General features: G+C 69.3%; 22 protein-coding genes. 13 read left to right on the top strand and 9 right to left on the bottom strand.

Annotated features, from left to right (window positions below; all coding sequences use genetic code 11):
- Nucleotides 1–75: 75 nt before the first annotated feature.
- Both ACLJQF_RS16600 and ACLJQF_RS16595 read left to right on the top strand, forming a co-directional pair.
- A complete protein-coding gene (locus ACLJQF_RS16600) occupies nucleotides 76–1,374 on the top strand; it encodes a bifunctional o-acetylhomoserine/o-acetylserine sulfhydrylase (RefSeq protein WP_410609607.1) in 1,299 nt (432 codons plus the stop codon).
- Nucleotides 1,371–2,480, top strand: a complete 1,110-nt coding sequence (locus tag ACLJQF_RS16595; RefSeq protein WP_410609606.1) for a homoserine O-acetyltransferase — start codon at nucleotides 1,371–1,373, stop codon at nucleotides 2,478–2,480. The genes ACLJQF_RS16600 and ACLJQF_RS16595 overlap by 4 nt, the downstream gene beginning before the upstream one ends.
- Before the next feature lie 92 nt (nucleotides 2,481–2,572).
- Here the strand turns inward: ACLJQF_RS16595 and ACLJQF_RS16590 are convergent, their stop codons facing one another.
- The 3 genes from ACLJQF_RS16590 to ACLJQF_RS16580 all read right to left on the bottom strand — a co-directional run bounded on the left by ACLJQF_RS16590 (nucleotide 2,573) and on the right by ACLJQF_RS16580 (nucleotide 5,486).
- A complete protein-coding gene (locus ACLJQF_RS16590; RefSeq protein WP_308677391.1) occupies nucleotides 2,573–3,079 on the bottom strand; it encodes a hypothetical protein in 507 nt (168 codons plus the stop codon).
- Nucleotides 3,080–3,128: 49 nt separating this feature from the next.
- Nucleotides 3,129–3,716 (bottom strand): TetR/AcrR family transcriptional regulator, encoded by a 588-nt coding sequence (locus ACLJQF_RS16585; RefSeq protein WP_410609605.1) that lies wholly within the window; start codon nucleotides 3,714–3,716, stop codon nucleotides 3,129–3,131.
- A gap of 171 nt (nucleotides 3,717–3,887) precedes the next feature.
- Nucleotides 3,888–5,486: a cellulase family glycosylhydrolase gene (locus ACLJQF_RS16580; protein ID WP_410609603.1), complete on the bottom strand. Its 1,599-nt coding sequence runs from the start codon at nucleotides 5,484–5,486 to the stop codon at nucleotides 3,888–3,890.
- 262 nt (nucleotides 5,487–5,748) lie between these two features.
- Here ACLJQF_RS16580 and ACLJQF_RS16575 point away from each other — a divergent pair, with 262 nt between their 5' ends.
- The 4 genes from ACLJQF_RS16575 (at nucleotide 5,749) to ACLJQF_RS16560 (ending at nucleotide 11,460) form a co-directional block, all read left to right on the top strand.
- The gene (locus tag ACLJQF_RS16575) at nucleotides 5,749–6,561 is read left to right on the top strand and encodes an SGNH/GDSL hydrolase family protein (RefSeq protein WP_410609601.1); all 813 of its coding nucleotides are present in this window, start codon (nucleotides 5,749–5,751) and stop codon (nucleotides 6,559–6,561) included.
- A 143-nt stretch (nucleotides 6,562–6,704) separates the two neighbouring features.
- Nucleotides 6,705–8,318 carry a carboxyl transferase domain-containing protein gene (locus tag ACLJQF_RS16570; protein ID WP_410609599.1) on the top strand — a complete coding sequence of 538 codons (1,614 nt, stop codon included), beginning with the start codon at nucleotides 6,705–6,707 and terminating at the stop codon, nucleotides 8,316–8,318.
- 5 nt (nucleotides 8,319–8,323) lie between these two features.
- A complete protein-coding gene (locus ACLJQF_RS16565; protein WP_410609598.1) occupies nucleotides 8,324–10,309 on the top strand; it encodes an acetyl-CoA carboxylase biotin carboxylase subunit in 1,986 nt (661 codons plus the stop codon).
- Nucleotides 10,306–11,460 (top strand): acyl-CoA dehydrogenase family protein, encoded by a 1,155-nt coding sequence (locus tag ACLJQF_RS16560; protein ID WP_410609596.1) that lies wholly within the window; start codon nucleotides 10,306–10,308, stop codon nucleotides 11,458–11,460. Before ACLJQF_RS16565 ends, ACLJQF_RS16560 begins: the two co-directional genes overlap by 4 nt.
- Here the strand turns inward: ACLJQF_RS16560 and ACLJQF_RS16555 are convergent, their stop codons facing one another.
- From ACLJQF_RS16555 to ACLJQF_RS16545, 3 genes are read right to left on the bottom strand one after another with little or no spacing between them, the layout of a single operon-like run.
- Nucleotides 11,461–12,744, bottom strand: coding sequence for a hypothetical protein (locus tag ACLJQF_RS16555; RefSeq protein ID WP_410609594.1), 1,284 nt, complete (start codon nucleotides 12,742–12,744; stop codon nucleotides 11,461–11,463).
- Nucleotides 12,741–13,076 carry a hypothetical protein gene (locus ACLJQF_RS16550; protein WP_410609592.1) on the bottom strand — a complete coding sequence of 112 codons (336 nt, stop codon included), beginning with the start codon at nucleotides 13,074–13,076 and terminating at the stop codon, nucleotides 12,741–12,743. The genes ACLJQF_RS16555 and ACLJQF_RS16550 overlap by 4 nt, the downstream gene beginning before the upstream one ends.
- Nucleotides 13,077–13,089: 13 nt before the next feature.
- Nucleotides 13,090–13,599, bottom strand: coding sequence for a YbaB/EbfC family nucleoid-associated protein (locus ACLJQF_RS16545; RefSeq protein ID WP_410609591.1), 510 nt, complete (start codon nucleotides 13,597–13,599; stop codon nucleotides 13,090–13,092).
- A 141-nt stretch (nucleotides 13,600–13,740) separates the two neighbouring features.
- On the opposite strand from ACLJQF_RS16545, the gene map reads away from it, so the two are divergent.
- The 4 genes from map to ACLJQF_RS16525 all read left to right on the top strand — a co-directional run bounded on the left by map (nucleotide 13,741) and on the right by ACLJQF_RS16525 (nucleotide 17,116).
- Nucleotides 13,741–14,505 carry a type I methionyl aminopeptidase gene (map, locus tag ACLJQF_RS16540; protein WP_410609590.1) on the top strand — a complete coding sequence of 255 codons (765 nt, stop codon included), beginning with the start codon at nucleotides 13,741–13,743 and terminating at the stop codon, nucleotides 14,503–14,505.
- Between the two features lie 9 nt (nucleotides 14,506–14,514).
- Entirely contained in the window at nucleotides 14,515–15,027 is a 513-nt protein-coding gene (locus tag ACLJQF_RS16535) for a GNAT family N-acetyltransferase (protein ID WP_410609589.1), read from the top strand.
- A 59-nt stretch (nucleotides 15,028–15,086) separates the two neighbouring features.
- Nucleotides 15,087–15,935: an SDR family oxidoreductase gene (locus tag ACLJQF_RS16530; RefSeq protein WP_410609588.1), complete on the top strand. Its 849-nt coding sequence runs from the start codon at nucleotides 15,087–15,089 to the stop codon at nucleotides 15,933–15,935.
- Between the two features lie 113 nt (nucleotides 15,936–16,048).
- The gene (locus ACLJQF_RS16525; protein WP_410609586.1) at nucleotides 16,049–17,116 is read left to right on the top strand and encodes an alpha/beta fold hydrolase; all 1,068 of its coding nucleotides are present in this window, start codon (nucleotides 16,049–16,051) and stop codon (nucleotides 17,114–17,116) included.
- Nucleotides 17,117–17,177: 61 nt separating this feature from the next.
- On the opposite strand, the gene ACLJQF_RS16520 is transcribed toward ACLJQF_RS16525, so the two are convergent.
- From ACLJQF_RS16520 to ACLJQF_RS16510, 3 genes are all read right to left on the bottom strand, one after another.
- Nucleotides 17,178–18,383, bottom strand: coding sequence for an acyl-CoA dehydrogenase family protein (locus ACLJQF_RS16520; RefSeq protein WP_410609584.1), 1,206 nt, complete (start codon nucleotides 18,381–18,383; stop codon nucleotides 17,178–17,180).
- Between the two features lie 18 nt (nucleotides 18,384–18,401).
- Entirely contained in the window at nucleotides 18,402–19,697 is a 1,296-nt protein-coding gene (locus ACLJQF_RS16515) for an acyl-CoA dehydrogenase family protein (RefSeq protein WP_410609695.1), read from the bottom strand.
- 99 nt (nucleotides 19,698–19,796) lie between these two features.
- Entirely contained in the window at nucleotides 19,797–21,002 is a 1,206-nt protein-coding gene (locus ACLJQF_RS16510; protein ID WP_410609582.1) for a low temperature requirement protein A, read from the bottom strand.
- Nucleotides 21,003–21,064: 62 nt separating this feature from the next.
- On the opposite strand from ACLJQF_RS16510, the gene ACLJQF_RS16505 reads away from it, so the two are divergent.
- The 3 genes from ACLJQF_RS16505 (at nucleotide 21,065) to ACLJQF_RS16495 (ending at nucleotide 24,679) form a co-directional block, all read left to right on the top strand.
- Nucleotides 21,065–22,042 carry an effector-associated domain 2-containing protein gene (locus ACLJQF_RS16505; RefSeq protein ID WP_410609581.1) on the top strand — a complete coding sequence of 326 codons (978 nt, stop codon included), beginning with the start codon at nucleotides 21,065–21,067 and terminating at the stop codon, nucleotides 22,040–22,042.
- 86 nt (nucleotides 22,043–22,128) lie between these two features.
- Nucleotides 22,129–23,637, top strand: coding sequence for an effector-associated domain 2-containing protein (locus ACLJQF_RS16500; RefSeq protein WP_410609580.1), 1,509 nt, complete (start codon nucleotides 22,129–22,131; stop codon nucleotides 23,635–23,637).
- Nucleotides 23,615–24,679 carry an AAA family ATPase gene (locus tag ACLJQF_RS16495; RefSeq protein WP_410609578.1) on the top strand — a complete coding sequence of 355 codons (1,065 nt, stop codon included), beginning with the start codon at nucleotides 23,615–23,617 and terminating at the stop codon, nucleotides 24,677–24,679. Before ACLJQF_RS16500 ends, ACLJQF_RS16495 begins: the two co-directional genes overlap by 23 nt.
- Nucleotide 24,680 lies beyond the last annotated feature (1 nt).

Below are 24,680 nucleotides of genomic sequence, written 5' to 3'. Positions count from 1 at the left end.
GGGTAGGCCGTTCGGCGCAAGTAGCTTCGTCCCGGCAGCCCTCCAGGAACCCCTTGAGCCGCAAGGAGAAAACCGATGACCGAGACTTCGGCGTGGTCCTTCGAGACCAAGCAGATCCACGCGGGCGCCGCGCCGGACCCGGCCACCGGGGCGCGGGCGACGCCGATCTACCAGACGACGTCGTACGTCTTCCGCGACAGCCAGCACGGTGCCGACCTGTTCAGCCTCGCCGAGCCCGGCAACATCTACACGCGGATCATGAACCCGACCCAGGACGTGCTTGAGCAGCGGCTCGCCGCGCTCGAAGGCGGCGTCGCGGCGCTGGCGTTCGCGTCCGGCTCGGCCGCGACCACGGCGGCGATCCTGAACCTCGCCGGCGCGGGGGACCACTTCGTCTCGAGCCCGTCGCTCTACGGCGGCACCTACAACCTCTTCCACTACACGCTGCCGAAGCTCGGCGTCGAGGTCACGTTCATCGACGACCAGGACGACCTGGAGCAGTGGCGCGCCGCCGTCCGGCCGAACACCAAGCTGTTCTTCGCCGAGACGCTGGCCAACCCGGGCAGCAACGTCCTCGACATCCGCGGCGTCGCCGACGTCGCGCACGAGGCCGGCGTCCCGCTCGTCGTCGACAACACCGTGCCGACGCCGTACCTGCTGCGCCCGATCGAGCACGGCGCCGACGTCGTCGTGCACTCCGCGACGAAGTACCTCGGCGGCCACGGGACGACGGTGGCCGGCGTGCTGGTCGACGGCGGCACGTTCGACTTCGGCAACGGCCGGTTCCCCGGCTTCACGGAACCCGACCCCAGCTACAACGGCCTGAAGTACTGGGAGGCGCTCGGCCCGGGCGCGTACGCGGCGAAGGCGCGCGTCCAGATCCTGCGTGACACGGGCGCGGCGATCTCGCCGTTGAACAGCTTCCTGATCCTGCAGGGCATCGAGACGCTCTCGCTGCGCCTCGAGCGGCACGTCTCGAACGCCCAGGCGCTGGCCGAGTGGCTGGAGCAGCGCGACGAGGTCGAGACGGTCTACTACGCCGGCCTCCCGTCCAGCCCGCACCACGCCAACGCGCAAAAGTACCTGCCGCGCGGCGCGGGCGCGGTCCTGTCGTTCGACCTGCGCGGCGGTGTGGAGGCGGGCCGGAAGTTCGTCGACGGCACCGAGCTGCACAGCCAGCTGGTCAACATCGGCGACGTCCGCAGCCTGATCGTGCACCCGGCGTCGACCACGCACAGCCAGCTGACGCCCGAGGAGCAGCTCTCCAGCGGCGTCACGCCCGGGCTCGTCCGGCTCGCCGTCGGGCTGGAGGGCATCGAGGACCTCAAGGCCGACCTCGAGGCCGGATTCCGGGCGGCCAAGGCGGACCTGTGACCGTTACCGGCGCCTGGCGGGCCGGTGACCCGCCGGGCCGCCGGAAGTTCGTCACCGGCCCCGGTGCGCTCGCGCTGGAGGCCGGTGGCGTGCTGCCCGCGTTTTCGCTCGCGTACGAGACGTGGGGGACGCTGAACCCGGACGCGTCCAACGCGATCCTCGTCGAGCACGCCCTGACCGGGGACAGCCACGCGGCCGGGCCCGCCGAGGCGGGGCACCCGAGCGCGGGCTGGTGGGACGGGCTGATCGGGCCGGGGAAGGCCGTCGACACGGACGAGTTCTTCGTCGTGGTCCCGAACGTGCTCGGCGGCTGCCAGGGTTCGACCGGGCCGTCGTCGCTCGCGCCGGACGGGCGGCCGTGGGGCAGCCGGTTCCCGGCGGTGACGGTGCGGGACCAGGTGGCCGCGGAGGCGGTACTGGCGGACGCGCTCGGCATCGACCGCTGGGCGGCCGTCGTCGGCGGCTCGATGGGCGGGATGCGGGCGCTGGAGTGGGCGGTGTCGCTGCCCTCCCGGGTGGCTTCGGTGCTGGTGCTGGCCTCGGCCGCGCGCGCGTCGGCCGAGCAGATCGCCTGGGCTGCACCGCAGCTGCACGCGATCCGAAGCGACCCGTCCTTCCACGGCGGCGACTACTACGCGGGGCCTTCGGGACCCGTGGCGGGGCTCGGCATCGCCCGCCGGATCGCGCACGTCACCTACCGCAGCGAGCCGGAACTGGCCCAGCGCTTCGGCCGGTTTCCCCAGGACGGCGAAGACCCCCTGCGCGGCGGCCGGTTCGCCGTCGAGTCCTATTTGGACCACCACGCGGCCAAGCTGGCGCGCCGCTTCGACGCGAACAGCTACCTGGTCCTGACGGAGTCGATGAACACCCACGACGTCGGCCGCGGCCGCGGCGGTGTGGCGGCGGCACTGGGCCGGGTGACGGCGCGGGCGGTGGTCGGCGGCGTCGACAGCGACCGGCTCTACCCCCTGTACCAGTCGGCGGAGATCGCGGCCGGCCTCCCGGACGCGCCGGAGCCGTCGGTGGTGACGTCGCCCTACGGGCACGATTCGTTCCTCATCGAAACCGGCCAGATCGCGGCCCTGGTGAAGCACCTGCTCGGCTAGGCCCAAGCGCCCCAAGGCGGCCTTCGGTGCGTCAGACGCACCCAAGGCGGCCTTCGGTGCGTCTGACGCAACCAAGGCCACCTTGGGGCGCTTTAGTCGGAGACGGCCTCGGAGATCCAGGGGGCTACCGGGAGGTCGCGGTCCAGGCACTCCGCCGACAGCCGGATGGTCCAGCGGAGCGCCTGCAGGACGAGGCTGTCGACCTCGTCCGGGGCCGCGTTGGCGAGGGCGATCTCGACCTGCTCCTGCGCGGCTTCGGTGTTGCCGTGGACCTCCGCGAGCAGTGTCCGGACCGCGGTCCGGACCGGCGGGTCGGCCTGGTCGATCGAGACCTCTTCGCCGTCCTCGTCGAACACCTGGACCTTCACCGGGGCGCTGCCGCCGTCGCCGAGGGTGGAGACCATCGCGCTGCACTCGCCGAAGAGCAGCAGCATCAGGGCCTTCGTCTCGTCCGCGCGGGCCTGCGGCTCGGCGGCCGACGGGGCGACCTCGCCCAGCGCTTCGGCGTCGTCGCCGAGGCTCAGCGCGGTCAACGCACGCTGAGCCTTCTCGACGAGCCGGCGCTCCTGCTCGCTCCAATCCGGGTCCACGTGCCCCATCAAACACCACGATGGCGGTCAGCGGGATACCTTGATCCGCCGAGGGCCATCAGGCCGCGCGAAGGGCACCCAATGCGAGCCGGCAGAGCAGTTCGGCGAGCTCGTCGTCACCGAGATGGCGGTTGTACGGAGTCGAGTTGATCAGTCCGAACACGGCGTGCGCCGCCGACCGCGCCTGCCGTTCCCCCAGGTCCGGGACGGCTTCGCGGATCACGCGCACCCACACCTCGACGTACTGGCGCTGGAGCGCGCGCACCTGCTTGCGGTCGGCGTCGGTGAGGTTGGCGAGGTTGCGCTCCTGAACGGTGATCAACGCGGGGTGCTCGAGCGCGAAATCGACGTGGAACCGCACGAGGCCGGTCAGCGTGTCGTCGGGTTCACCCGGCCGGGCCGCCCGCGCCGTGCCGCCGTCGAGCAGGTAGCGGCTGATCGAGTTCAGCATCTCGCCGAGGATGGCGTCCTTGCTGCGGAAGTGCCGGTAGAGCCCCGGCCCGGAGATGCCGACCGCGGCGCCGATGTCGTCGATGCCGACGCCGTGGAAGCCGTGGTGGGCGAACAGTTCGGCGGCCGCGGACAGGATCTGTTCGCGCCTGCTCGCCTTCTCACCGTTCACGAGAGGGGTGGGGTTGGCCGGCATCCGGTCAGTTTAGAACGGCAGGTTAGCGAGCGCTAACGTCCCGCTTCCCAGCCCAGGCTGTGAGCCTGCTCACGCGGTTCGCCCAGGTGGGCGAAGGAATACCCGATCGGGCGCTGGGCACAACCAGGCCCTGGCCGAGGTGCGCTGCAGGCACCTCGGCCAGGGGGCCGGTCACGTGGTGCAGGCCGCCGCGCCGAGCTTGACGGCCGAAGGCGCGCCCGACGGGCCGTTGGCGGTGAAACCGAGCGACACGGCCGCTCCCGCGCCCAGCGACGGGCTGTAGGACGGCGCGCTCACCGTGACCGTGGTTCCGGTCTGGGTGAAGGTGCCGTTCCAGCCGCTGGCGATGGTGGCCCCGGCGGGCAGGGTGAACCCGACCGTCCACGGGTTGGCGGCGCTCGCCGCGGTGTTGGTGACGGTCAACGTGCCCTGGAAGCCGCCCTGCCAGGAATTGTCCAGCTTCCACGCCGTCCTGCACCCGCCGGTGCCGCCGCCGGTCGTCGTGGTCGTCGGGGTGGTGGTCGTCGGATCGGGGCCGCCGCCGGTGGGTGGGATGAGGTAGGGCTGGAGGATGCTCTGCTTCGCCTGGTTGACCGTGGTCCAGTCGTCGTTGAGGATGCCGCCGGTGTCACCGGAGTTGGGGTTCCACGACCAGTAGGTGAACGAGATGCCGTTGACGCCGGTCCCGGTGTAGGCCATCAGTTTTTCCAGCCACACCTTGTCGACCGGGTTCGCCAGCGTGGTGCCGAACTCGCCCATCATCAGCGGCGCGATGTTCTGCTTGTACAGATAACCCCAGTACTTGTCCCAGATCGCGGTCAGGTTCGCCGGGTAGTCGGGAGCGCTGAACCACGGCTGGTTGTAGACCGAGGTGGCGTACTCGTGCGGGGAGTACACCACCCGGCCGGGCACGGACAGGCGTACCGGGAACTCGCCTGCCTTCGACAGGTTCCCGCCCCACCAGCCGCAGTCCTCGTCGTTGGACGGGTCGCCGTCCCACACGTTCGACAGTCCGCCGCTCGGGCAGCTCACGCCCTCGACGAAGATCAGCCAGTTCGGCTGCACACCCAGAATCGCGTTGCCCGCGCGTTCGGCGGCCAGCCGCCAGTCGCGGGCGGTGTCACCACAGCCCCAGCACGCGCCGGTCGCGGCCGGGTTGGTGCCCTCGGCGTGCGGCTCGTTGTGCAGGTCCGCGCCGATGACCGTGGTGTTGCCCGCATAGCGCTGGGCGAGGGTCTTCCAGTCGTTGATCCAGGTGCTTTCCGGGACGCCGGCGGTGTACCAGAGCGGGGTCTGACCCGAGCTGGTCGGCCGGTGCCGGTCGAGGATGACGCGCATCCCCTTCTGCCCCGCGTAGCCGATCACCTTGTCGAGGATCTGCAGCGGCGAAAGCCCGATCAGGTCGGGGTTGGTGTAGTCGTTGATCCCGGTGGCCGTGGCGCCGGGTTTCAGCGCGTCGTCGGAGAACGGCACGCGCAAGGTGTTGTAGCCCAGCTGTGCCATCTGATCGAGCTGTTGGCGCCAGGTGCGGCTGGACCACAGGCCGTGGAAGGTCTTGTTGTCGGTCTCCATCCCGAACCAGTTGATGCCGGTCAGCCGGATCGTCGCGCCCGTGCTGTCCAGGATCTTGTTGCCGCTGGTGTGCAGGTACCCGGCGCCCGTACCGCCGGCCGCTGCCGCGACCTGGCCGGTCGCGCCGATGGTGACCAGCGCACTCGCGGTCACCACGGCCGCGGCCAGCAGGCCGAACACCTTTCTCCGCTGCGTCATCTGCTCTCCTTTGAGCAATACGTCGTCCTGGGAGCGCTCCCAGACGAGGTTAGCGAACGCGGTCGCCGTGTCAAGGGCGCAGTGTGAACCGGCTCCGTCGTCAGCACTGCACGCGAACTGCTGATCTTGCGCGGCTGACGGATCGCTGACGTTTCACACTTCCGGTGTGGGCCGAGTGGGTACCTACCGGTAACTAGGGGTTCCTTGTGAGGCTCCCACCTGCTGTCCTATTTGGGTCGGCCCTGTCACAAAGGAGTGACCCATGGCTGTTCCCACCCGTAATTTCCGGCGATCCCTCCTACGGTTGAGCGCGGCCCTGGGGGCCGTTGTCGTTGCCACGCTCGGCGTCACGGGCCTCGCCCACGCCGCCGGGACCGTCTACGCCGCACTCGGCGACTCCTACTCCTCCGGGGTCGGGGCCGGCAGCTACGGCAGTTCCGGGAGCTGTTACCGCAGCTCCAAGGCCTATCCGCAGCTGTGGACCAACGCCCACAGCGGGACCTCGTTCACGTTCCTGGCCTGCTCCGGAGCCCGCACCGGAGACGTGATCACCCAGGCGAACTCGATCCCCTCGTCGGCCACGCTCGTCACGGTGACCGTCGGCGGGAACGACGCCGGGTTCGCGGACGTGATCCAGGCCTGCACCCTGGGCAGCGATTCCGCCTGCGTGAGCCGGGTCAACACGGCGAAGACGTACATCAACACCACGCTGCCGCAGTTGCTGACCAACACCTACAACGCGATCAAGGCCAAGGCGCCGGGCGCCAGTCTCGTCGTCCTGTCCTATCCGCGCTTCTACACCGTGCCCGGTTCGTGCTGGGTCGGGCTGAGCGACACCAAGCGCACGGCGATCAATTCCGGCGCGGACGCGCTGGCGTCGGTCATCCAGTCGCGGGCGGGTTCGGCGGGCGCGACGTTCGTCGACGTGCGGCCGTCGTTCGTCGGGCACAACATCTGCTCGCCGGCCGATGACTACCTGCACAGCCTGACCTGGCCGGTGATCGAGTCCTACCACCCGACCGCGGCCGGGCAGTCGGGCGGCTACTACGCCCCGCTGCGGGCGGCGATCGGCTGATCCTCGGGATGTTCGTGAAGGCCACCTTCAGGAACTTAAAGTTCCTGAAGGTGGCCTTCACGGCTTTCCGGCGACTGGACACCCACGTTAGCGGTCGCTAACATCGGAGTGGAGGTTAACGACCGCTAACTTCGAGGGAGCTCATGGACACGCCGGCACTGGGGACTACGGCCGCCCCGGACAGCGAGGCCTACGCCCGCAACGCCACCTCCCACGCGGAGCTGGTGGAAGACCTCCGCAAACGCTTGGCGAGCGCCCGGCTCGGCGGCCCGGAGAAGGCCCGCACCAGGCACGTCGACCGCGGCAAGCTGCTGCCGCGCGACCGCGTCGACACGCTGCTGGACCCGGGTTCGCCGTTCCTCGAGCTGTCCCCGCTGGCCGCGAACGGACTCTACGACGACGAAGCGCCGTCCGCCGGGATCATCACCGGGGTGGGGCGGGTCTCGGGCCGGGAGTGCGTGGTCGTCGCCAACGACGCCACCGTCAAGGGCGGCACGTACTACCCGATGACGGTGAAGAAGCACCTGCGCGCCCAGGAGGTCGCGCTCCACAACAACCTGCCGTGCGTCTACCTGGTGGACTCCGGCGGGGCGTTCCTGCCCAAGCAGGACGACGTCTTCCCGGATCGTGAGCACTTCGGCCGGATCTTCTACAACCAGGCGACGATGTCCGCGCGCGGGATCCCGCAGATCGCCGCGGTGCTCGGCTCCTGCACCGCCGGCGGCGCGTACGTCCCGGCGATGAGCGACGAGGCCGTGATCGTCCGGAACCAGGGCACGATCTTCCTCGGCGGCCCGCCGCTGGTGAAGGCCGCGACCGGTGAGGTCGTGACGGCGGAGGAACTCGGCGGCGGCGACGTCCACGCACGGCAGTCCGGCGTCACCGACCACCTGGCCGACGACGACGCCCACGCGCTGCGGATCGTTCGCTCGATCGTGTCGACGCTCGGCCCGCGCACCCCGCGGCCCTGGGACGTCGTGGCGACCGAAGCACCCGCGGTCGACCCGGCCGAGCTGTACGGCGTCGTCCCGACCGACCCGCGCGTGCCCTACGACGTCCGCGAGGTGATCGCCCGGATCGTCGACGGCAGCCGGTTCGCCGAGTTCAAGAAGGAGTACGGCGCGACGCTGGTCACCGGGTTCGCCCGGATCCACGGCCACCCGGTCGGCATCATCGCGAACAACGGCGTGCTGTTCGCCGAGTCGGCGATGAAGGGCGCGCACTTCATCGAGCTGTGCGACAAGCGCTCGATCCCGCTGCTGTTCCTGCAGAACATCACCGGCTTCATGGTCGGGCGCGCGTACGAGGCCGGCGGCATCGCCAAGCACGGCGCGAAGATGGTCACCGCGGTGGCGTGCGCGCGGGTGCCGAAGCTGACCGTCGTGATCGGCGGCTCGTTCGGGGCGGGCAACTACTCGATGTGCGGCCGGGCGTACTCGCCGCGGTTCCTGTGGATGTGGCCGAACGCGCGGATCTCGGTGATGGGCGGCGAGCAGGCGGCCTCGGTGCTGTCGACGGTCCGTCGCGACTCGATCGAGGCGCGCGGCGGCGAATGGTCCACAGAGGACGAAGAGGCGTTCAAGGACCCGATCCGCGAGCAGTACGAGGCGCAGGGCAGCCCGTACTACTCGACGGCCCGGCTGTGGGACGACGGCGTCATCGACCCGGCGGACACCCGCACCGTGCTCGGCCTTGCCCTCTCGGCCACGGCCAACGCGCCGCTGTCCGAGGTCAACTACGGCGTCTTCCGGATGTGAGGGGCATGTTCGACTCAGTTTTGGTCGCGAACCGGGGCGAGATCGCCGTCCGGGTCATCCGCACGCTGCGGGCCCTCGGCATCCGCGCGGTCGCGGTCTACAGCGACGCGGACGCCGACGCGCGGCACGTCCGGGAGGCGCACACGGCGGTGCGCATCGGCCCGGCGGAAGCCGCGCGCAGCTACCTCTCGATTCCGGCCATTGTGGACGCCGCGGTGACTTCCGGTGCGCAGGCCGTGCACCCGGGTTACGGCTTCCTGGCCGAGAACGCCGAGTTCGCGCGCGCCTGCGAGGCCGCCGGGCTGGTCTTCATCGGCCCGCCGGTCGCGGCGATCGACGCCATGGGCGACAAGATCCGCGCCAAGGCGACGGTGTCGAAGGCCGGGGTGCCGGTCGTGCCCGGAGCGTCCGATGTGGACATCCCGGCCGGTGGCTTCGCCGAGGCTGCTGCTCGGGTCGGCTACCCGCTGCTGCTCAAGCCGTCCGCGGGCGGTGGCGGCAAGGGGATGCGGCTGGTGCACTCGGAGTCCGAGCTGGCCGCGGCGATCGAGTCCGCGCGGCGGGAGGCCAAGGGGTCCTTCGGCGACGACACGCTGCTGATGGAGCGGTTCGTCACGACCCCGCGGCACATCGAGATCCAGGTGCTGGCCGACACGCACGGGAACGTCGTCCACCTCGGCGAGCGCGAGTGCAGCCTGCAGCGGCGGCACCAGAAGATCATCGAAGAAGCGCCGTCGGTGCTGCTGGATCCCGCGACGCGCGAGAAGATGGGCTCGGCCGCGGTCGAGGCCGCACGCTCGGTGGGCTACGTCGGCGCGGGCACCGTCGAGTTCATCCTGTCGGCGAAGAACCCGGACGAGTTCTTCTTCATGGAGATGAACACCCGGCTGCAGGTCGAGCACCCGGTCACCGAGCTGGTCACCGGCCTCGACCTGGTCGAGTGGCAGGTCCGGGTGGCGGCGGGCGAAGAGCTTTCCCTGACACAGGACGAGGTGGTGCTGACCGGCCACGCCGTCGAAGCGCGCGTGTACGCCGAGGACCCGTCGCGCGGTTTCATCCCGACCGGCGGGACGGTGCTGGCGGTGCACGAGCCGTCCGGCGACGGCGTCCGCGTCGACTCGTGGATGACGCCGGGTGCGGTGGTCGGCTCGAACTACGACCCGATGCTGGCCAAGGTCATCGCCTGGGGTCCGGACCGTGCGGCCGCGCTGCACCGGCTCGACCTGGCGCTGGCCGACACGGCGTTGCTGGGCATCGGCACGAACACGGCGTTCCTGCGCGGGCTGCTGGCCGACGCCGACGTCCGTGCCGGCCGGCTCGACACCGAGCTCGTCGACCGCCGGCTGTCTGCTTTGGTCTCCAACGACGTGCCCGCGGAGTTCTTCGTCGCGGCCGCGCTGGACCGGTTCCTGGAACTGCAGCCGTCCGGGCCCGTGGTGGACCCGTGGGACGTGCCGGACGGCTGGCGGATGGGCGGTTCGGGCGGGGTGACGTTCCGGTTGAAGTCCGGCACCGCCCGCGCGGTGGTCCGGGTGCAGGGGACACCGTCTTCGGCAACGGTGTTCGTCGACGACGACGCGCCGGTCCAGGTCTCGGCGCGGCGGGACGGCGACGTCCTGGAGATCCGGCACGCCGGGGGCTTCCACCGCTACCGCCACGCGTGCGCGCCGGACCGGACGGTCTGGCTGGCACGCGACGGGTTCAGCTTCCCGTTCGGCGAGCAGGAGTTCGTGCTGGCGTCGCGCGGCGAGGCCGCCGGTGCGGGCCCGGTCACCAGCCCGATGCCGGGCACGGTGCTCGTGGTGAAGGTCGCCGCGGGTGACGTCGTCAAGGCCGGGACGCCGCTGCTGGTCGTCGAAGCGATGAAGATGGAGCACACCGTCACCGCGCCGATCGACGGCGTGGTCAGCGAACTCCCCGTCCGGGCCGGCCAACAGGTCGCGCTGGACGAAACCCTTGCCGTAGTTACGTCCCAAGAGGAGCAGCCGTGATCGACTTCCGCCTGGACGAGGAGTACGAGGCCCTTCGCAAGACCGTCGAGGACTTCGCGCACGCTGAGGTCGCACCGGTGATCGGCGAGCTGTACGAGAAGGAAGAATTCCCGTACGCGATCGTCGCGAAGATGGGCGAAATGGGCCTGTTCGGCCTGCCGTTCCCCGAGGAGTTCGGCGGCATGGGCGGCGACTACTTCGCGCTGTGCCTGGCGCTGGAGGAACTGGCGAGGGTCGACTCCTCGGTGGCGATCACGCTGGAGGCGGGCGTCTCCCTGGGTGCGATGCCGATCTACCGATTCGGGACGCAGGCGCAGAAGGAGCAATGGCTCCCCGACCTGTGCGCGGGAACAGCGCTGGGCGGCTTCGGCCTGACCGAACCGGGCGGCGGTTCGGACGCGGGCGCGACGCGCACCCGCGCCTCGCTGGACGGCGACGAGTGGATCGTCAACGGCAGCAAGGCGTTCATCACGAACTCGGGCACGGACATCACCCGGTTCGTCACGGCCACCGCCGTCACCGACGTGATGGAGAACGGCCGCAAGGAGATCTCGGCGATCCTCATCCCGTCCGGCACGCCGGGCTTCGCGGTGGCGCCGAAGTACTCCAAGGTCGGCTGGAACTGCTCGGACACGCACGAGCTGTCCTTTTCGGACGTCCGCGTCCCCGCGGAGAACCTGATCGGCGTCCGGGGCCGTGGGTACGCGCAGTTCCTGTCCATTTTGGACGAAGGTCGCGTCGCGATCGCCGCGTTGTCGGTGGGGTTGGCGCAGGGTTGCGTGGACGAGTCCTTGCGCTACGTCAAGGACCGGGTGGCGTTCGGCAAGCGGATCGGCGAGTACCAGGCGATCCAGTTCAAGATCGCGGACATGGAGGTCCGCACCCACACGGCCCGCCTGGCGTACTACCAGGCGGCGTCGAAGATGCTGCGCGGCGAGCCGTTCAAGAAGGAGGCGTCGATCGCGAAGCTGGTGGCGTCGAACGCGGCGATGGACAACGCGCGCGACGCGACCCAGATCTTCGGCGGGTACGGGTTCATGAACGAGTTCCCGGTCAGCCGCTTCTACCGCGACGCCAAGATCCTGGAGATCGGCGAGGGGACGAGCGAGGTCCAGAAGATGCTGATCTCGCGCCACCTCGGCGTCGTCTGATCAGGGCTGCTGCTGCTTCTTGTCCTCCTCGGCCCAGGCCGCTTCCGCCTGCATCTGGATGTCGGTCAGACCGCGGTCGACCTGCACGATGTCCTTGCCCGCCCAGCCCACGAAGTTCTTGGAGCTCTTCGCGTCGGAGAGGGCCTTCAGCATCGGGTAGTAGTCCGGGTGGTTCTTCTTGATCCAGTCGTCGGCGAACTTCATCTTCTGGTAGCTGTCCCCGAACTTGGTCTTCAGCCAGTCCTCGTGCTTCTTGATCATCGGGAAGTCGTGCTCGCTCAGGTGCGACTGCGGGGACGGTGGCTTCGGCGGGGGCGGCGGGTCCGCCGGCTTCGGCAGCGGCCGCGAGAAGTTCGGGACGGTGCCGTCACCCGGGGGCCGGGTGCTCGGCGTGGCGCCGCCGCCCCCGGGCCCGTTGTGGGTGACCGCGGTGCCCGGTGGCGGCTTCGGCAGCGGCCGCGAGAAGTTCGGCACGGTGTTCCCGCTCGGGGGCAGGTTCGTCAGCTCGTGGCCCGGGTTCGTGCCGCCCGGCTTCGGCTTGACCAGCTTCGACAGCTTGGTGAGCCGGGCCAGCGTGCGACCGGCGTAGGCGACGACCTTGGCGAGCTTGGCCGCCATCGCCGCCACCTGGATCGAGACCTGCACGACGATCTTGCTCACGCCGACCGCGATCGACGCGCCGAAGGTGAAGGCGGCCATCGCGAGGGCGATCAGCATCGTGGAGATGATGTCGCCGAGGATCGTCGTGATGATGTCGCGCAGCAGCGCGCGGACCGCGGCGATCAGCGCCCCGGTGGTCTCGACCATGTAGCCGGCGACGTCGGACGCCTTCGCGTTCGCGTCGATCCAGCCCTTCCGGTCGTCGATCGACTTCTTGAAGCTGTCGTAGCCCTTGCCCTGCCACTGGGTGATCGTCGACTTGAGCGTCTTGTCGAGTTCCTCGCCGGTGTTGCGCAGGCTCTCGCCGATCTTGTGCAGCTCGTTGGCGACCTTCGTGACCTCCGACGGGTTGCCCGCGACCTGGTCCAGCGGCCACTTCAGGAACGAGACGTGCTCGATCAGCCAGCCCAGGCCCGCGGCGATCAGCTTCGACAGCGGGTCCATGACGAACGCGACGGTGTCGAGCGCGGCGCTGATGACGTTGATGCCCAGCTCCACGCTGACGGCCGCGAGGTCGCCGCCGTGCTCGGTCTGGACCTTGCCGATCGAGTCGCCGACCTGCTTCCAGCTGTCGAAGACACCGGCGCCGGTCGTGGAGTTCGATGCCGTGATGGGAACGGTCACTTGCCCAGCTCCGTCTCGAAGGTGCGCAAACCCTGTGCGGTGGCCGAGTCGTGGGTCGCGTACGTTTCGGCGGCCTTCTTCACGTCCTCCGCGGACTTGCCGATGTCCCCGGCGAGCTTGCCGATCTCGCCGGTGATCACCGCCATCGTGATCCGCGAAGGCACGGCGAGCGCCTGCGCCAGCAGGATGCCGAACGCGGCGTTGTCGAACCCGTTGGCGGCCTGCATCCGGTTCGCGGCGTCCTGCACCGCCGGCTGCGTGCTGCCCGACAGGAACTGGCTGAACTTCTGCAACTCGGCCGGGTCGACCGAGAAACCTGCTCCGGAAACCACCGGTTCTCCTCTGCTACCAGGGGTTGCTTTCGCCGTCGTCCTCTTCCGGCGCCTGCCGGGGGCGACGACGCGGCCGGTCGTGCGGTGGCGGCTGCGGGGCCGGCGGCGGGCGGTGCGCGGGGCGCTCTTCGGCCGTCTGCTGCGGTGTGACGGCGGTGCCGTCGTCCGGTTCCGGCTCCGGCAGGAACTCGCCGAGCAGTTCGCGGGCGGCCGAGTTTTCGCCGACCATGCCGCTGAACGCCTCGGCGACCTGGGCCGAGACCTTCTGCTGGGCCCGGCCGATCAGCTGCAGCACCAGGCTGGACAGGGTTTGCGGGGAACGCTCGTACGCGCGGGGACCGAACCGGAGGTCCTGCAGGACACCGCTCGGGCCGACGGTCACCGAGACCGCCCCGTCGGGCGACTGCACACTGGCGACGGCGGATCGGAGCTTTTCCTGGGCCGCCACGGCTTTCGCCCGGATGTCCCCGAGCTCGGCGCCGAACGCGGCGAGCGGATCATCGGCGGGCACTGACTGCGTCAATTTGTCCTCGTCGCAAGAGAGGTCGTGTACGCCGGAAGTCAATCAGTGCTTCTTGAACTCCGGATGACGTGGACCGAGCCACCGGCTGAACGAGCTCGCCGCCCACTGGACAGCGATAACTATACCGGTATAGTTATCGTCATGGTCGAGATCAAAACCGCGCCCGAGCTGGCGATGATGCGCGAAGCCGGGCGAGTCGTGGCAAACACCCTCCACGCGGTCAAGGAGGCTGCCGCGATCGGCGTCTCGCTGCGTGAGCTGGACGACGTCGCCGCCCACGTCATCAGGGAGGCCGGTGCCAAGCCCTCCTTCCTGCACTACCAGCCGCGGTCCGCGCCGACGCCCTACCCGAACGTCCTCTGCGCCAGCGTCAACGACGTCGTCGTGCACGGGATCCCGACCGCGTACCGCCTTCGAGACGGTGACCTGCTCAGCATCGACTGCGGCGCCATCCTCGACGGCTGGAACGGCGACGCCGCGATCAGCTTCGTCGTCGGCGACGCCGATCCCGCCGACCTCGCGCTCATCGAGGCCACCGAGCGCGCCTTGGCGGCCGGGATCGCCGCCGCTCAGCCGGGCGCGAAACTCGGGGACATCTCGTCCGCGATCGGCGCGGCGGGCCGGGCGCCGGGCTACGGCATGGTCGAGGATCACGGCGGCCACGGCATCGGCCGCGCGATGCACGAGGACCCGCACCTGCCGAACGAAGGTCGCGCAGGTCGCGGAATGCGGCTCAAGCCGGGCCTCGCGCTGGCGATCGAGCCGATGCTGACCCGGGGTGGTGACACCTACCGTTACGCCGAGGACGGCTGGTCGATCCTCACCCTCGACGGCAGCCGCGCTGCGCACGTCGAGCACACCATCGCCATTACCGAAGACGGCCCGCGCGTGCTCACCGTGCGGTAGACAAGGGGGATGGACAACACCGTCATACGATCGGGTGATTCCGGGGACGTCGACACGCTGCTGCGCTTCTTCGACGAAGCTGTCGAATGGCTGGTCGCCCGCGGCAGCTCGAAGCAGTGGGGGACCGAGCCGTGGAGCCGGGTCGAGAAGCGCGTCGAGCGGGTCAAGGGCATGGCCGCGGACCCGGGCCTGCGCATCGCGGTGGTCGACGGCGAGCCCGCCGGCGCGCTGATCGTCTCCGAGGAACACGACCAGCACGTGCCGGCGGTCGACGAGCGCGAGCTGTACATCCGGCTGCTCATCACGTCGCGGCGGTTCACCGGGCGGCGCGTCGGCGGGCGCCTCATCGAGTACGCGCTCGACGAGGCCCGGCGGCGCGGCATCGACCTCGTGCGCGTCGACTGCTGGGCCGGCGGTGACGGCGAACTGCAGCGGTACTACGAGAGGCTGGGGTTCCGGCCGACGGTCCGCTTCACCGTCGAGGAGTGGGTCGGGCAGGTGCTGGAGCAGCGCGTGGGGTAGCGCGATGCGGCGGCGGGGGCGACACTGTTGACGCGGTGCCAACAGACGAAGGAGTCGCCATGGCCGAGGAACTCGCGGGCAAGGTCGTCGTCATCACCGGCGGCGGGCAGGGGATCGGCGCGGCGACCGCGTCGGCGCTGTCCCGGCTGGGCGCGAAGGTGGTGATCGGCGACCTCGACCAGGTCCGGGCCGAGAAGACCGCCGGCGAGCTGGGCGCCGACGCACTGCCGCTGGACGTCACCGACATCCGCGGGTTCACCGAGTTCCTCGACGAGGTCGAACGCCGCCACGGCCGGATCGACGTGCTGATCAACAACGCCGGCATCATGCCGCTCGGCAACCTCGACGAGGAGAACGACGCGACGACCCGGCGTCAGCTGGAGATCAACCTGCACGCCGTCATCCACGGCACGCGCGAAGCGGTGAAGCGGATGCGGCCGCGGCGGTCCGGGCACATCGTCAACGTCGCGTCGTTCGCGGGCAAGGCCGGCTTCCCCGGCGCGGCGACCTACTGCGCCACCAAGCACGCCGTCGTCGGCCTGTCCGAGGCGGTGCACCTGGAACTGCACGGCAGCGGCGTGCACGTCTCGTGCGTGATGCCGGGCATCGTGCGGACGGAGCTCGCGAGCGGCCTCGGCGAGGCGAAGATGTTCAAGTCCGTGCGGCCCGAAGATGTGGCCGACGCCATCGTATCCACCCTGCGCAAACCTCGTTTCGACGTTTTCGTGCCCCGCTCGCTGGGCACTATGGGCAAGCTCACGCGGCTGCTGCCACGACGGGCGGGCGAGACGCTCGCACGAGCGTTGAAGGCGGACCGGCTTTTGGCTTCAGCAGCCCATTCCCCGGCTCGTGCGGCATACGAAGCACGGGCCGCGGAGAGCGGGCCCGGGGTAACTCGGACGGACTAGCGACTGTCCGAATTGGACGTGCTTGCCAGGTGCTTGCGGGCGTGGTGCTGTTGAGTCCGCTCGCCCGGCCCGGCAAGATTGCCTCCGGATCGGTTTTCAGGAGGCTCGAGAAAATGTTTTCACCACCCGCACGGCTGGCCGCCGCGGCGTCGAACGTGGTCGGCAAGGTGCTGCACGGCGGCGTCGCCGACCTGCGCCCGATGCCGCGGGTGCTGATCGACCAGGGGCCCAACCGCTCGCTGTACCGGATGACGCACAGCGGCGGGACGGTGTCCGGGCCGCCGATCCTGCTGGTGCCGCCGCTGGCCGCGCCGGCGCTCTGCTTCGACCTGCGCCGCGGCTGCAGCCTCATCGAGCACCTGATCGACGGTGGCCGCAACACCTACCTCGTCGACTACGGCATGGTCGCGTTCTCCGACCGGCGCCTGGGCATCGAGCACTGGATCGACGAGGTCCTCCCGCGCGCGATCCGGCGCGTGAGTGCGGACGCCGGCGGCCAGGCCGTGCACCTGGTCTCGTGGTCGCTCGGCGGGATCTTCTCGCTGCTGGTGAACGCCGACCAGCCGGACCTCCCGATCGCGTCGATCACCGCGATCGGCTCGCCGGTGGACTTCACGGCCATCCCGATCGTGGCGCCGTTCCGCCCCCTGGTCGACCTGACGAACGGCCACCTGCTGACGCCCATCTACCGCGTGTTCGGCGGCGCACCGTCCTATTTGGTCAGCCGCGTGTTCCGGGCGACGGGCATCAGCAAGGAAATCACCAAGCCACTGGCGATCCTGTCTCATCTCGACGACCGTGACTATCTGGCTCAGATCGAGGCGGTCGACCACTTCATGGGCAACATGTACGCGTACCCGGGCCGCACGTTCGGCCAGCTCTACCACCGCCTGTTCCGCACGAACGACCTGGCGGAGGGCAAGGTGGACCTGAACGGCCGGATCATCTCCCTGTCGTCGGTCCGCGTGCCGACCCTGGTGGTGGCGGGCGAGAACGACACGATCGCACCCCGGCCGTCGGTCGAGCGCGTGGTGGAGCTGCTGGACAAGGCCCCGGAGGTCCGCTTCAAGACGGCGCCCGGTGGGCACCTGGGCGTCCTGACGGGTCGCAAGGCCCGCGGCACGACGTGGCGCTACCTGGACGAGTTCCTGGACGACCAGATCGCCACTTCCGGCTCCTGATGTTCGTGAAGGCCACCTTGAGGAAGTTCAAGTTCCTCAAGGTGGCCTTCACGAACTTTCGCTACTTGAGTTCGGCAGACGACTTGCCGAGGATGCGGCGAGCCACGATGAGCTGCTGGATCTGTTGGGTGCCCTCGAAGATGTCCAGAATCTTCGCGTCCCGCGCCCACTTCTCGAGCAGTGACTCCTCACCGTAAGCCCCGGTCAGCTCGACGCACTTCAGCGCGATCTCCACCACCGAACGGCCCGCCTTGGCCTTCGCCATGGACGCCTGCAGCGAGTTCGGCTTGCGGTTGTCCGCCATCCACGCCGATTCCAGCGTCAGCAAGTACGCCGACTCGTAGTCCGCTTCGAGGCGGAGGAACTCGGCCGCCGCCGCGTGCTGGGTGTGGGCCGGGCGGTCGTAGTCGATCACCACTCCCGCGGAAGTCAGGATCCGGCGCGTCTCCTCCAGCGCCGCGCGGGCGACGCCGATCGCCATCGCCGCCACCAGGGGCCGGGTGTTGTCGAACGTCTGCATGACGCCCGCGAAGCCCTTGGCTGTGTCGATTTCGGGTGAGCCCAGCAGGTTCTCGCGAGGCACGCGGCAGTTCTCGAAGCGCAGCACCGCCGTGTCGGAGGCGCGGATGCCGAGCTTGTGCTCGACGCGCACCACCTCGAAGCCCGGCGTGCCCTTCTCCACCACGAACGACTTGATCGCCGCGCGGCCCTTGGACTTGTCCAGCGTCGCCCACACGACCACCGCGTCCGCGCGCTCGCCCGACGTCACGAAGATCTTCTCGCCGTTGATCACGTAGTGGTCGCCGTCGAGACGAGCCGTCGTGCTGACCGCCGCCGAGTCCGACCCGAAGGCGGGCTCGGTGATCGCCATCGCGGCCCACATGCCGGAGAAACGCTCGAGCTGCTCGTCCGTCGCCACCGAGCCGATCGCCGCGTTGCCAAGGCCCTGGCGCGGCATCGACAGCAGCAGGCCGACGTCGCCCCAGCACATCTCGATCGTGCCGAGGACGACGTTCAGGTTGGCGCCGTTGCGGTTTCCCTTGGCGGAATCGTCGGAACCGGAACGGCGTACCCCGGCCGCGCCCGCGCCGCCCTCGCCGGAGGAATTGAGGCCGTCCAGCAGCGCCGCGAACATGTCCAGCTCGCTCGGGTACGTGTGCTCCGCGCGGTCGTACTTGCGCGAAATCGGCCGGAACACCTCGGCCGCGGCCTGGTACGCCTGGTTGATCAGCGCGCCGGCCTTCTTGGGGACTTCCAGGTTGATCATGACTTGCCTTTCCGAAGCCTAGAGAAGGACAGCGCCTTCCATGACGCCGATGGCCCGCAGGTCCCGGTACCAGCGCTCGACCGGGTGCTCCTTGACGAAGCCGTGCCCGCCGAGCAGCTGCACGCCCGCGTTGCCGATCTGCATGCCCTTGTCCACGGCCAGTTTCCGCGCCAGCGCGACCTCGCGGGCGTAGGACTTGCCCTGCTCGGCCCGCGCCGCGGCGCGCAGCGTGACCAGCCGCAGGCCCTCCAGCTCGATCGCGATGTCGGCGACGGAGAACGCGACCGCTTGCCGGTGGCTAATCGGTTCGCCGAACGCGGTCCGCTCGTTGACGTAGGGGACGACGTAGTCGAGGACGGCCTTCGCGGTGCCGGCGGCCAGCGCCGCCCAGCCCAGCCGCGACAGCCGGACGACCTCGGCGAAGACGTCCGCCTTGCCGCCGCCGAGCAGCGCACCGGCGGGCAGGTTGACCTGCTCCAGGTGCAGCTTGCCGGTCGCGGCGCCGCGCAGGCCCATCGCCGGCTCGGCCTCGATGGACACCCCGGCGCTCGACGACTCGACGAGGAACAGCGCGGGGCCGCGGCCTTCGAGGTCGGCCGACACGATGAACAGCTCAGCCTGTGTCGCGCGCGGGACCAGCGACTTCACGCCGTCGAGCTGGTAGCCCTTCGGGGTGCGTCGCGCCTTCGTGGCCGGTTTGAAGGGGTCGTAGAGCGCTTTCTGCTCCTGCAGGGCCAGCGCCGCGGCCGGGACGTGCTCGCCGGTGAACGCCGGCAGGTAGTCGGCCTGCTGCTGCTCGTCGCCCCAGCTGACCAGCGCGGTGCTGACCGCGGAGGGCGCCAGCACGGCGACGGCCAGGCCGAGGTCGCCGTGGGCAAGCGCTTCCGCGACGAGCGCGTTGGTCACCACCGAGCGTTCCGTGCCGATGCCGCCGAGTTCCTCGGGGATGCCGACCAGGCTGATGCCCAGCTCGGCGGCCCGGCTCAGCAGGCCTTCGGGCGCCTCGAGCTTGGCGTCGGCGTCCGCGGCGGCCGGCCGCAGCTGCTCGGCGGCGAACTCGGTCACCGTTTCGACGATGAGTTGCTGGTCCTCGGTCGGCGTGAGGTCGAACTGCCCGGTGTCGGCGGCCGGCGTGAGCCGCGCGGGCTTGCCCAGCTTCTGCACCGACTTGAACGACCGGGTCGCCGCGCCGGCGACGCGGAAGCCGTTGCGCGTCCCCGCGGTGACCAGGCCTTCGAGGGGCTTGCGCAGCCCGGCCCGATCGACGACCTTGCTCCCGGCCAGCCGGGTCAGCGCGGACAGGCCCCAGCCCATCGCGTCCCGTTTCCTTGGCGCAGCCATGTGGCCCTCCATCCCGTTACCTACTCGCGAGTAGGTTAACCCGGGGGCCGGGATAGCGCCAGTCCGGGTCGGTTATGGGTGAGCGGTGTGTACCTGCTTGCGCCATTCGGCGAACCGAAGCCGTTCGAAGGTGATGAGTCCGAGCACGAGAGCGGCCACGATCAGCAGCAGCGCCGCGGCGGGCACGTGCTCCAGCGCCGGCGTCGCCGCGACCAGCAGCACGCCGACGACGAGCCGCTGGACGTTCCAGCTGCCGAGGTTGCGCTTGCGCAGGGCACTCAGCGCGATCAGGTAGAGCGCGAGGCCACCGGTCAGCGTCCAGATCGGCACGCCGTGCAGTGCTTCGCCGGGGGTGTGGTGCTCGGTGTCGGCGATGTAGAGGAACGCCTTCTTCAGCCCGAGGGCGACCAGCACGATCCCGGCGATCAGCGGCAGGTGCAGGAAGGTGTAAGAGTCGGTGGCGAGCTTCGTGCGCTCGGTCCCGGTCGCCTGGGTGAGCCGGTGCTCGGAGACACGCGCGACGACGTCGAAGTAGGTCCACCACATCCCGGCGGCCAGCCCCAGCCCGCACACGGCGCCACCCGCGACCAGCCACGACATCGGCAGCGACCCGATCCCGATCCCGATGGCGACGATCGACTCACCGAGCGCGATGATCACGATCAGCCCGAACCGCTCGGCGAAGTGCGCGGGCGCGTTGAGCCGCCACCCTTCCGGCCCGGCGAGGTAGACGTTGAGGTAGTCGACGAGCAGCGCGACGACCCACAGCCCGAGCTGCCACGGCCCGCTGAGGAACGCGGCAACGGCGAGCAGCCCGACACTCGGCAACAGCCCGACGAACATCTTGAGCAGCACTTTTCGCAACCCTGGGTCACGCTTCGCGGCACCCAGGTAGGCAACGAGGTGCAGCAGCCGCACGAGCGCGTAACAGGCGACGAACAGCGCGGGCGCGTACAGGCCGCCGGGATGATCGACGAAGGCTTCCGGGATGGTCAGCGACACCAGGAACATCACGGTCATGGCGCCGAACATGGCCAGCCGCGCGATCCCGTGGTCGACGTGGATGGTGTTCCCGAGCCAGGCGTAGCTGCACCAGCACCACCACAGGACGGCGAGCATGGCCACCCCCTGCCCCACGCCGGTGGGGCTCAGGTGGTCGGCCATCAGCTGGGTGGTCTGGGTGATGGCGTAGACGAAGACCAGGTCGAAGAAGAGCTCGATGGTGGAGACGCGGTGGTCCTCATCCGCGCTCACCAGGTGGAGACGTCTCGTGGGCACGCCGAATTATGGACGAAACAAGGTCAAGAAGGTCCGGTTTCCCGGTAATGCCCTGCGCGAACATGGCCGAGCGTGCATGGGTCTGGGACAATGAGCCCGGGATGTGGGGAGGTGTCGTGCACTCTGTTTCGGCTGCGCACCACAAGACGATCATGGCCGTCGACATCGCCGGCTACAACCATCCGAGCCGCACCGTCGCTCACCTGCGGGTGGTGCACGAAGGGCTCTGGACCGTGCTGCGCACGACGTTCGCGGAGACGGGGGTCCCTTGGGCCGCCTGTTACGTCGAGAACACCGGCGACGGCGCGATGATCCTGCTGCCACCGGAGATCGCCAAGGCCGACCTGGTGGCACAGCTGCCCGAGCGGATGCTCGCCGAGCTGCGCCGCTACAACGAGGTCCACGCCGAAGGCGCCCGGATCAAGCTGCGGCTGGCCCTCAACGCGGGCGAAGTGCACCAGGGCAGTCACGGCTCGGTCAGCCCTGCCATCTCGTTCACGTTCCGGTTGCTCGACGCGCTGGCGGCGAAGGCCGCGCAGAAGCTCACCGGGGCGGATCTCGCTCTCATCGCGTCGGACACGTTCTTCCACGACGTGGTGAAACACGATCCGGCCGCGGACCCCGGTTCGTACCGCCGGATGCCGGTCGAGGTCAAACCTGGGGAGAAGGCCGCGTGGGCCCGGCTTCGCCTGCTCGGTGTCCGGCAGGAGACAGTAGCGCCGGAACCGCCTCGCGTTCCCCGGACCCAGGGCGATCTGTTCCCCGGATTGGTCGAAGCCCTGCTCGCCGTTCCGTGCGTGCGTGATCCGCAAAGTAGGCGTTTGTTGTTGGAGCTTTTCCCTCGTCGGGAAATAGCGGACGTCGTCCCTTACCATGCGGAGGACCGGTTGCACGTGATTGCGCTGGCAAGGACGTGCCAGCGTTTCAACGGTGGCTTGCCGGACTTGCTCACGGTGGTGCGCACGCTGGAACCCGAATCGCCGCAGGTTGAACACCTGGCGCTGATGATCACGGACTGGCCGGACCACCCGGAAAGCTGAACCGGCTGTGTCCGACTTTTGCCCTTTTGTGCGCGGGGCGAATCGGTAAACTCACGATCTTCGGAGGCGCTCGGCGGGGGCGGGAGGTGGTTCGTCAGGTGGTGGCCAGGCGAGGGCGGGCCGGACTCGGCATCGCGGTGCGCAAAGCGCTGGTCGACGCACTTGTCGCGGCCGGGTTCGCCGACGAGTTGCCGATCCGCTCATTGCTCATCGGCGAGCTGAGAGAAGTGCTCGGCGATGTGTTCACGGTCCCAGACCAGCTGAGCGGACGGGACCAGCTGGTCGCCATCGTGAACACCTGCGACCGATCGGACGCGATGGACGCCCTGGCCGACGTACTCGAATTCCTTCGGCCCGGAGATCCGTCGTGGGATCGGGTACGGCGTCTCGGTTCTGCCGACCGGGTGTTCGACGTGGTTTCCGAGCAGGAGCAGGAGTCCCTCCGGCCTTGGCTGACCGGTCTGAGGCCGCGGAACATGCCGTTCGCCGCGCGTCAAGCCACAGGCAACGTCGTGCCGCTGTCCCGGTTCGAGGACGCCTGGTCTGCCTTTTGTCGACTCTCCGACCAGAATTCGGGGCCCAGCGAATTGCCGCCCGCCGTGACATTTGTCGAGCTGATCTCCGCCGAGCTGAAGGACCCGCTCCGCGCGGACTTGCGGGCGTGGACGGCCGCGCAGGCACGGCGTTTGAGGCAAGACGCGGCGCTGCGCAAGTTGCGTTCGCAAGAGGGCACCGACGTACCCAATGGAGGCAAGCTTCACCTGACGATCGTGGTGGAACCGGACGGTATCGACCGTGGTCTTTTCGAAGTATCACCCTGGCGTCAGGACGATCCGCGGCAGTGGCCGCCCGGTCGCGGTGAATCCGTGCTTGTGGCGGCGGCGGACCTGGAAGACGCGGTGGGCTCTCTCGTCGCGGCTGCGGAAGAGGCGTGGGCCGGGCTCGCAGCCGAAGCAGCGCTCGAGTTCGTGCTACCCCGAGCACTCCTGAACCTGCCGGTTCACGCGTGGGCCACCGACCGGGCCAACGGCGACACCCGGCCGCTCTTCCTCTCTTACCCGATCGTGCTGCGTTCCATGGAACGCTTGACCACGCCCCAATATCACCGTCGGTGGCGGCTGCGCTGGTCACGTCTGGTCGCCGACCCTTCTGTCGAGCGCGTCTATTTCTGCCACGTCAAAGACGTGGAAGAACGCTATGGCCTGGATACGGTCCTCAGCGACGAGCAATGGGTGATGATGGTCTTGACCGATGCGCCACCCGGTGAACCGGACTCCGATCAAGATCAGCTTTTCGCGGCGCTCCGGGCGGGACTTCCCGTTGTGCTGTGGCACCCGACTGCATCTACGGATGCTCTCCGCGAAGTGGTAGCGTGGTTGGCCAACAGCAAAGGATTGGGGGACCTGCCTTCTTCGCGGACTCTGAAGTCTCGCAAGGGCCTCGATCCTGGGCCGGGATCGCCATTCGACAGTGAACTCTTGCGTGATCTGGTGGTGTTGTGGGACGACCCGGATCGAATCCTCCCTTGCTTTGGTGGGGCTTCGGACCGCTCGTTGAGCAGGGGAGCGGCGCATGAGCGTGACCGAACACCCTGACGGGCCACCCGATTGGTGGATTTACCGGGGTACTGGCCGGCCACCGCACGACATCGATCCGGTCACACTGCTGCCTGCCGCGCCCCCGTGGCGGCAGTTCGCGGCGCCGCCCGAGGCCGATGTGGTCCCGCCGGACGACGGGGAAGCGGACCGGCGGATCGGCACCGAATACCATCTCTCGGACGCGCTGGTCGACACGCACGAGGTGGAGATGGTCAACGCGGCGTTGTATCTTCGGCGCCCGCTTCTGGTGACCGGCAGGCCTGGAACGGGCAAATCCAGCATCGCCTACAAGATCGCGCGTGAACTCGCACTGGGCCGGGTCTTGCGGTGGCCGATCACTTCGCACACGACCTTGAAGCAAGGGCTGTACGAATACGATTCGATCGCGCGCGCCCAGGCTGCGGGGGGCCGTCTGTCGGCACCTGGTAAACAGAATGGCACAACAGGCGAGCCGCCGATCGGCGAATTCATCCGCTTGGGGCAACTGGGTACGGCTTTCCTGCCGCGCCGACGCCCGCGGGTTCTGTTGATCGACGAGCTGGACAAGTCCGATTCCGAACTGCCCGACGATCTGCTGAGCCTCTTCGAGGACGGCGAGTTCGTCATCCCGGAACTCGCCCGGGCTGCTCGTCGGACGAACGTCGTCGAGGTGTTCACAGCCGATCGCGCGCAGAAGGCCGAGATATTCGACGGCGTGGTAAGATGCGCGGCTTTTCCCATTGTGGTGATCACCAGCAACGGTGAGCGGGAGTTCCCGCCCGCGTTCCTCCGTCGTTGCCTGCGGTTCGAGACTCGAGATCCGGACATCGGGCAACTCGCGGCGATGGTCGCCTCGCACGCGCTGGATGCCGGTGTGTCATCGCGGCCGGACCTGGTGGCGGACTTCGTCGAGCGCAGCGCAGCGCTCGGCGGCCTGCCCTCGGACAGGCTGCTCGAAGCTGTGTACCTCGCGACGTCCGGCGTCTACAAGAAGAACGACGAGTCCTGGCAGCGCCTGATGGACGCGCTGTGGCGGCAACTGAATAGCGTGGTGCCGTGAT

Source organism: Amycolatopsis sp. lyj-109, from assembly GCF_046548995.1.
Taxonomy (GTDB): domain Bacteria; phylum Actinomycetota; class Actinomycetes; order Mycobacteriales; family Pseudonocardiaceae; genus Amycolatopsis.
This window is presented reverse-complemented; position numbering and strand designations above follow the sequence as displayed.

Coding starts and splice junctions, on each gene's coding strand:
- ACLJQF_RS16505 (WP_410609581.1), top strand. CDS start 21,065: ATGGCCGAGCGTGCATGGGTCTGGGACAATGAGCCCGGGATGTGGGGA.
- map (WP_410609590.1), top strand. CDS start 13,741: ATGGTCGAGATCAAAACCGCGCCCGAGCTGGCGATGATGCGCGAAGCC.
- ACLJQF_RS16570 (WP_410609599.1), top strand. CDS start 6,705: ATGGACACGCCGGCACTGGGGACTACGGCCGCCCCGGACAGCGAGGCC.
- ACLJQF_RS16495 (WP_410609578.1), top strand. CDS start 23,615: ATGAGCGTGACCGAACACCCTGACGGGCCACCCGATTGGTGGATTTAC.
- ACLJQF_RS16565 (WP_410609598.1), top strand. CDS start 8,324: ATGTTCGACTCAGTTTTGGTCGCGAACCGGGGCGAGATCGCCGTCCGG.
- ACLJQF_RS16580 (WP_410609603.1), bottom strand. CDS start 5,486: ATGACGCAGCGGAGAAAGGTGTTCGGCCTGCTGGCCGCGGCCGTGGTG.
- ACLJQF_RS16535 (WP_410609589.1), top strand. CDS start 14,515: ATGGACAACACCGTCATACGATCGGGTGATTCCGGGGACGTCGACACG.
- ACLJQF_RS16600 (WP_410609607.1), top strand. CDS start 76: ATGACCGAGACTTCGGCGTGGTCCTTCGAGACCAAGCAGATCCACGCG.
- ACLJQF_RS16585 (WP_410609605.1), bottom strand. CDS start 3,716: ATGCCGGCCAACCCCACCCCTCTCGTGAACGGTGAGAAGGCGAGCAGG.
- ACLJQF_RS16530 (WP_410609588.1), top strand. CDS start 15,087: ATGGCCGAGGAACTCGCGGGCAAGGTCGTCGTCATCACCGGCGGCGGG.
- ACLJQF_RS16575 (WP_410609601.1), top strand. CDS start 5,749: ATGGCTGTTCCCACCCGTAATTTCCGGCGATCCCTCCTACGGTTGAGC.
- ACLJQF_RS16520 (WP_410609584.1), bottom strand. CDS start 18,383: ATGATCAACCTGGAAGTCCCCAAGAAGGCCGGCGCGCTGATCAACCAG.
- ACLJQF_RS16590 (WP_308677391.1), bottom strand. CDS start 3,079: ATGGGGCACGTGGACCCGGATTGGAGCGAGCAGGAGCGCCGGCTCGTC.
- ACLJQF_RS16515 (WP_410609695.1), bottom strand. CDS start 19,697: ATGGGCTGGGGCCTGTCCGCGCTGACCCGGCTGGCCGGGAGCAAGGTC.
- ACLJQF_RS16525 (WP_410609586.1), top strand. CDS start 16,049: ATGTTTTCACCACCCGCACGGCTGGCCGCCGCGGCGTCGAACGTGGTC.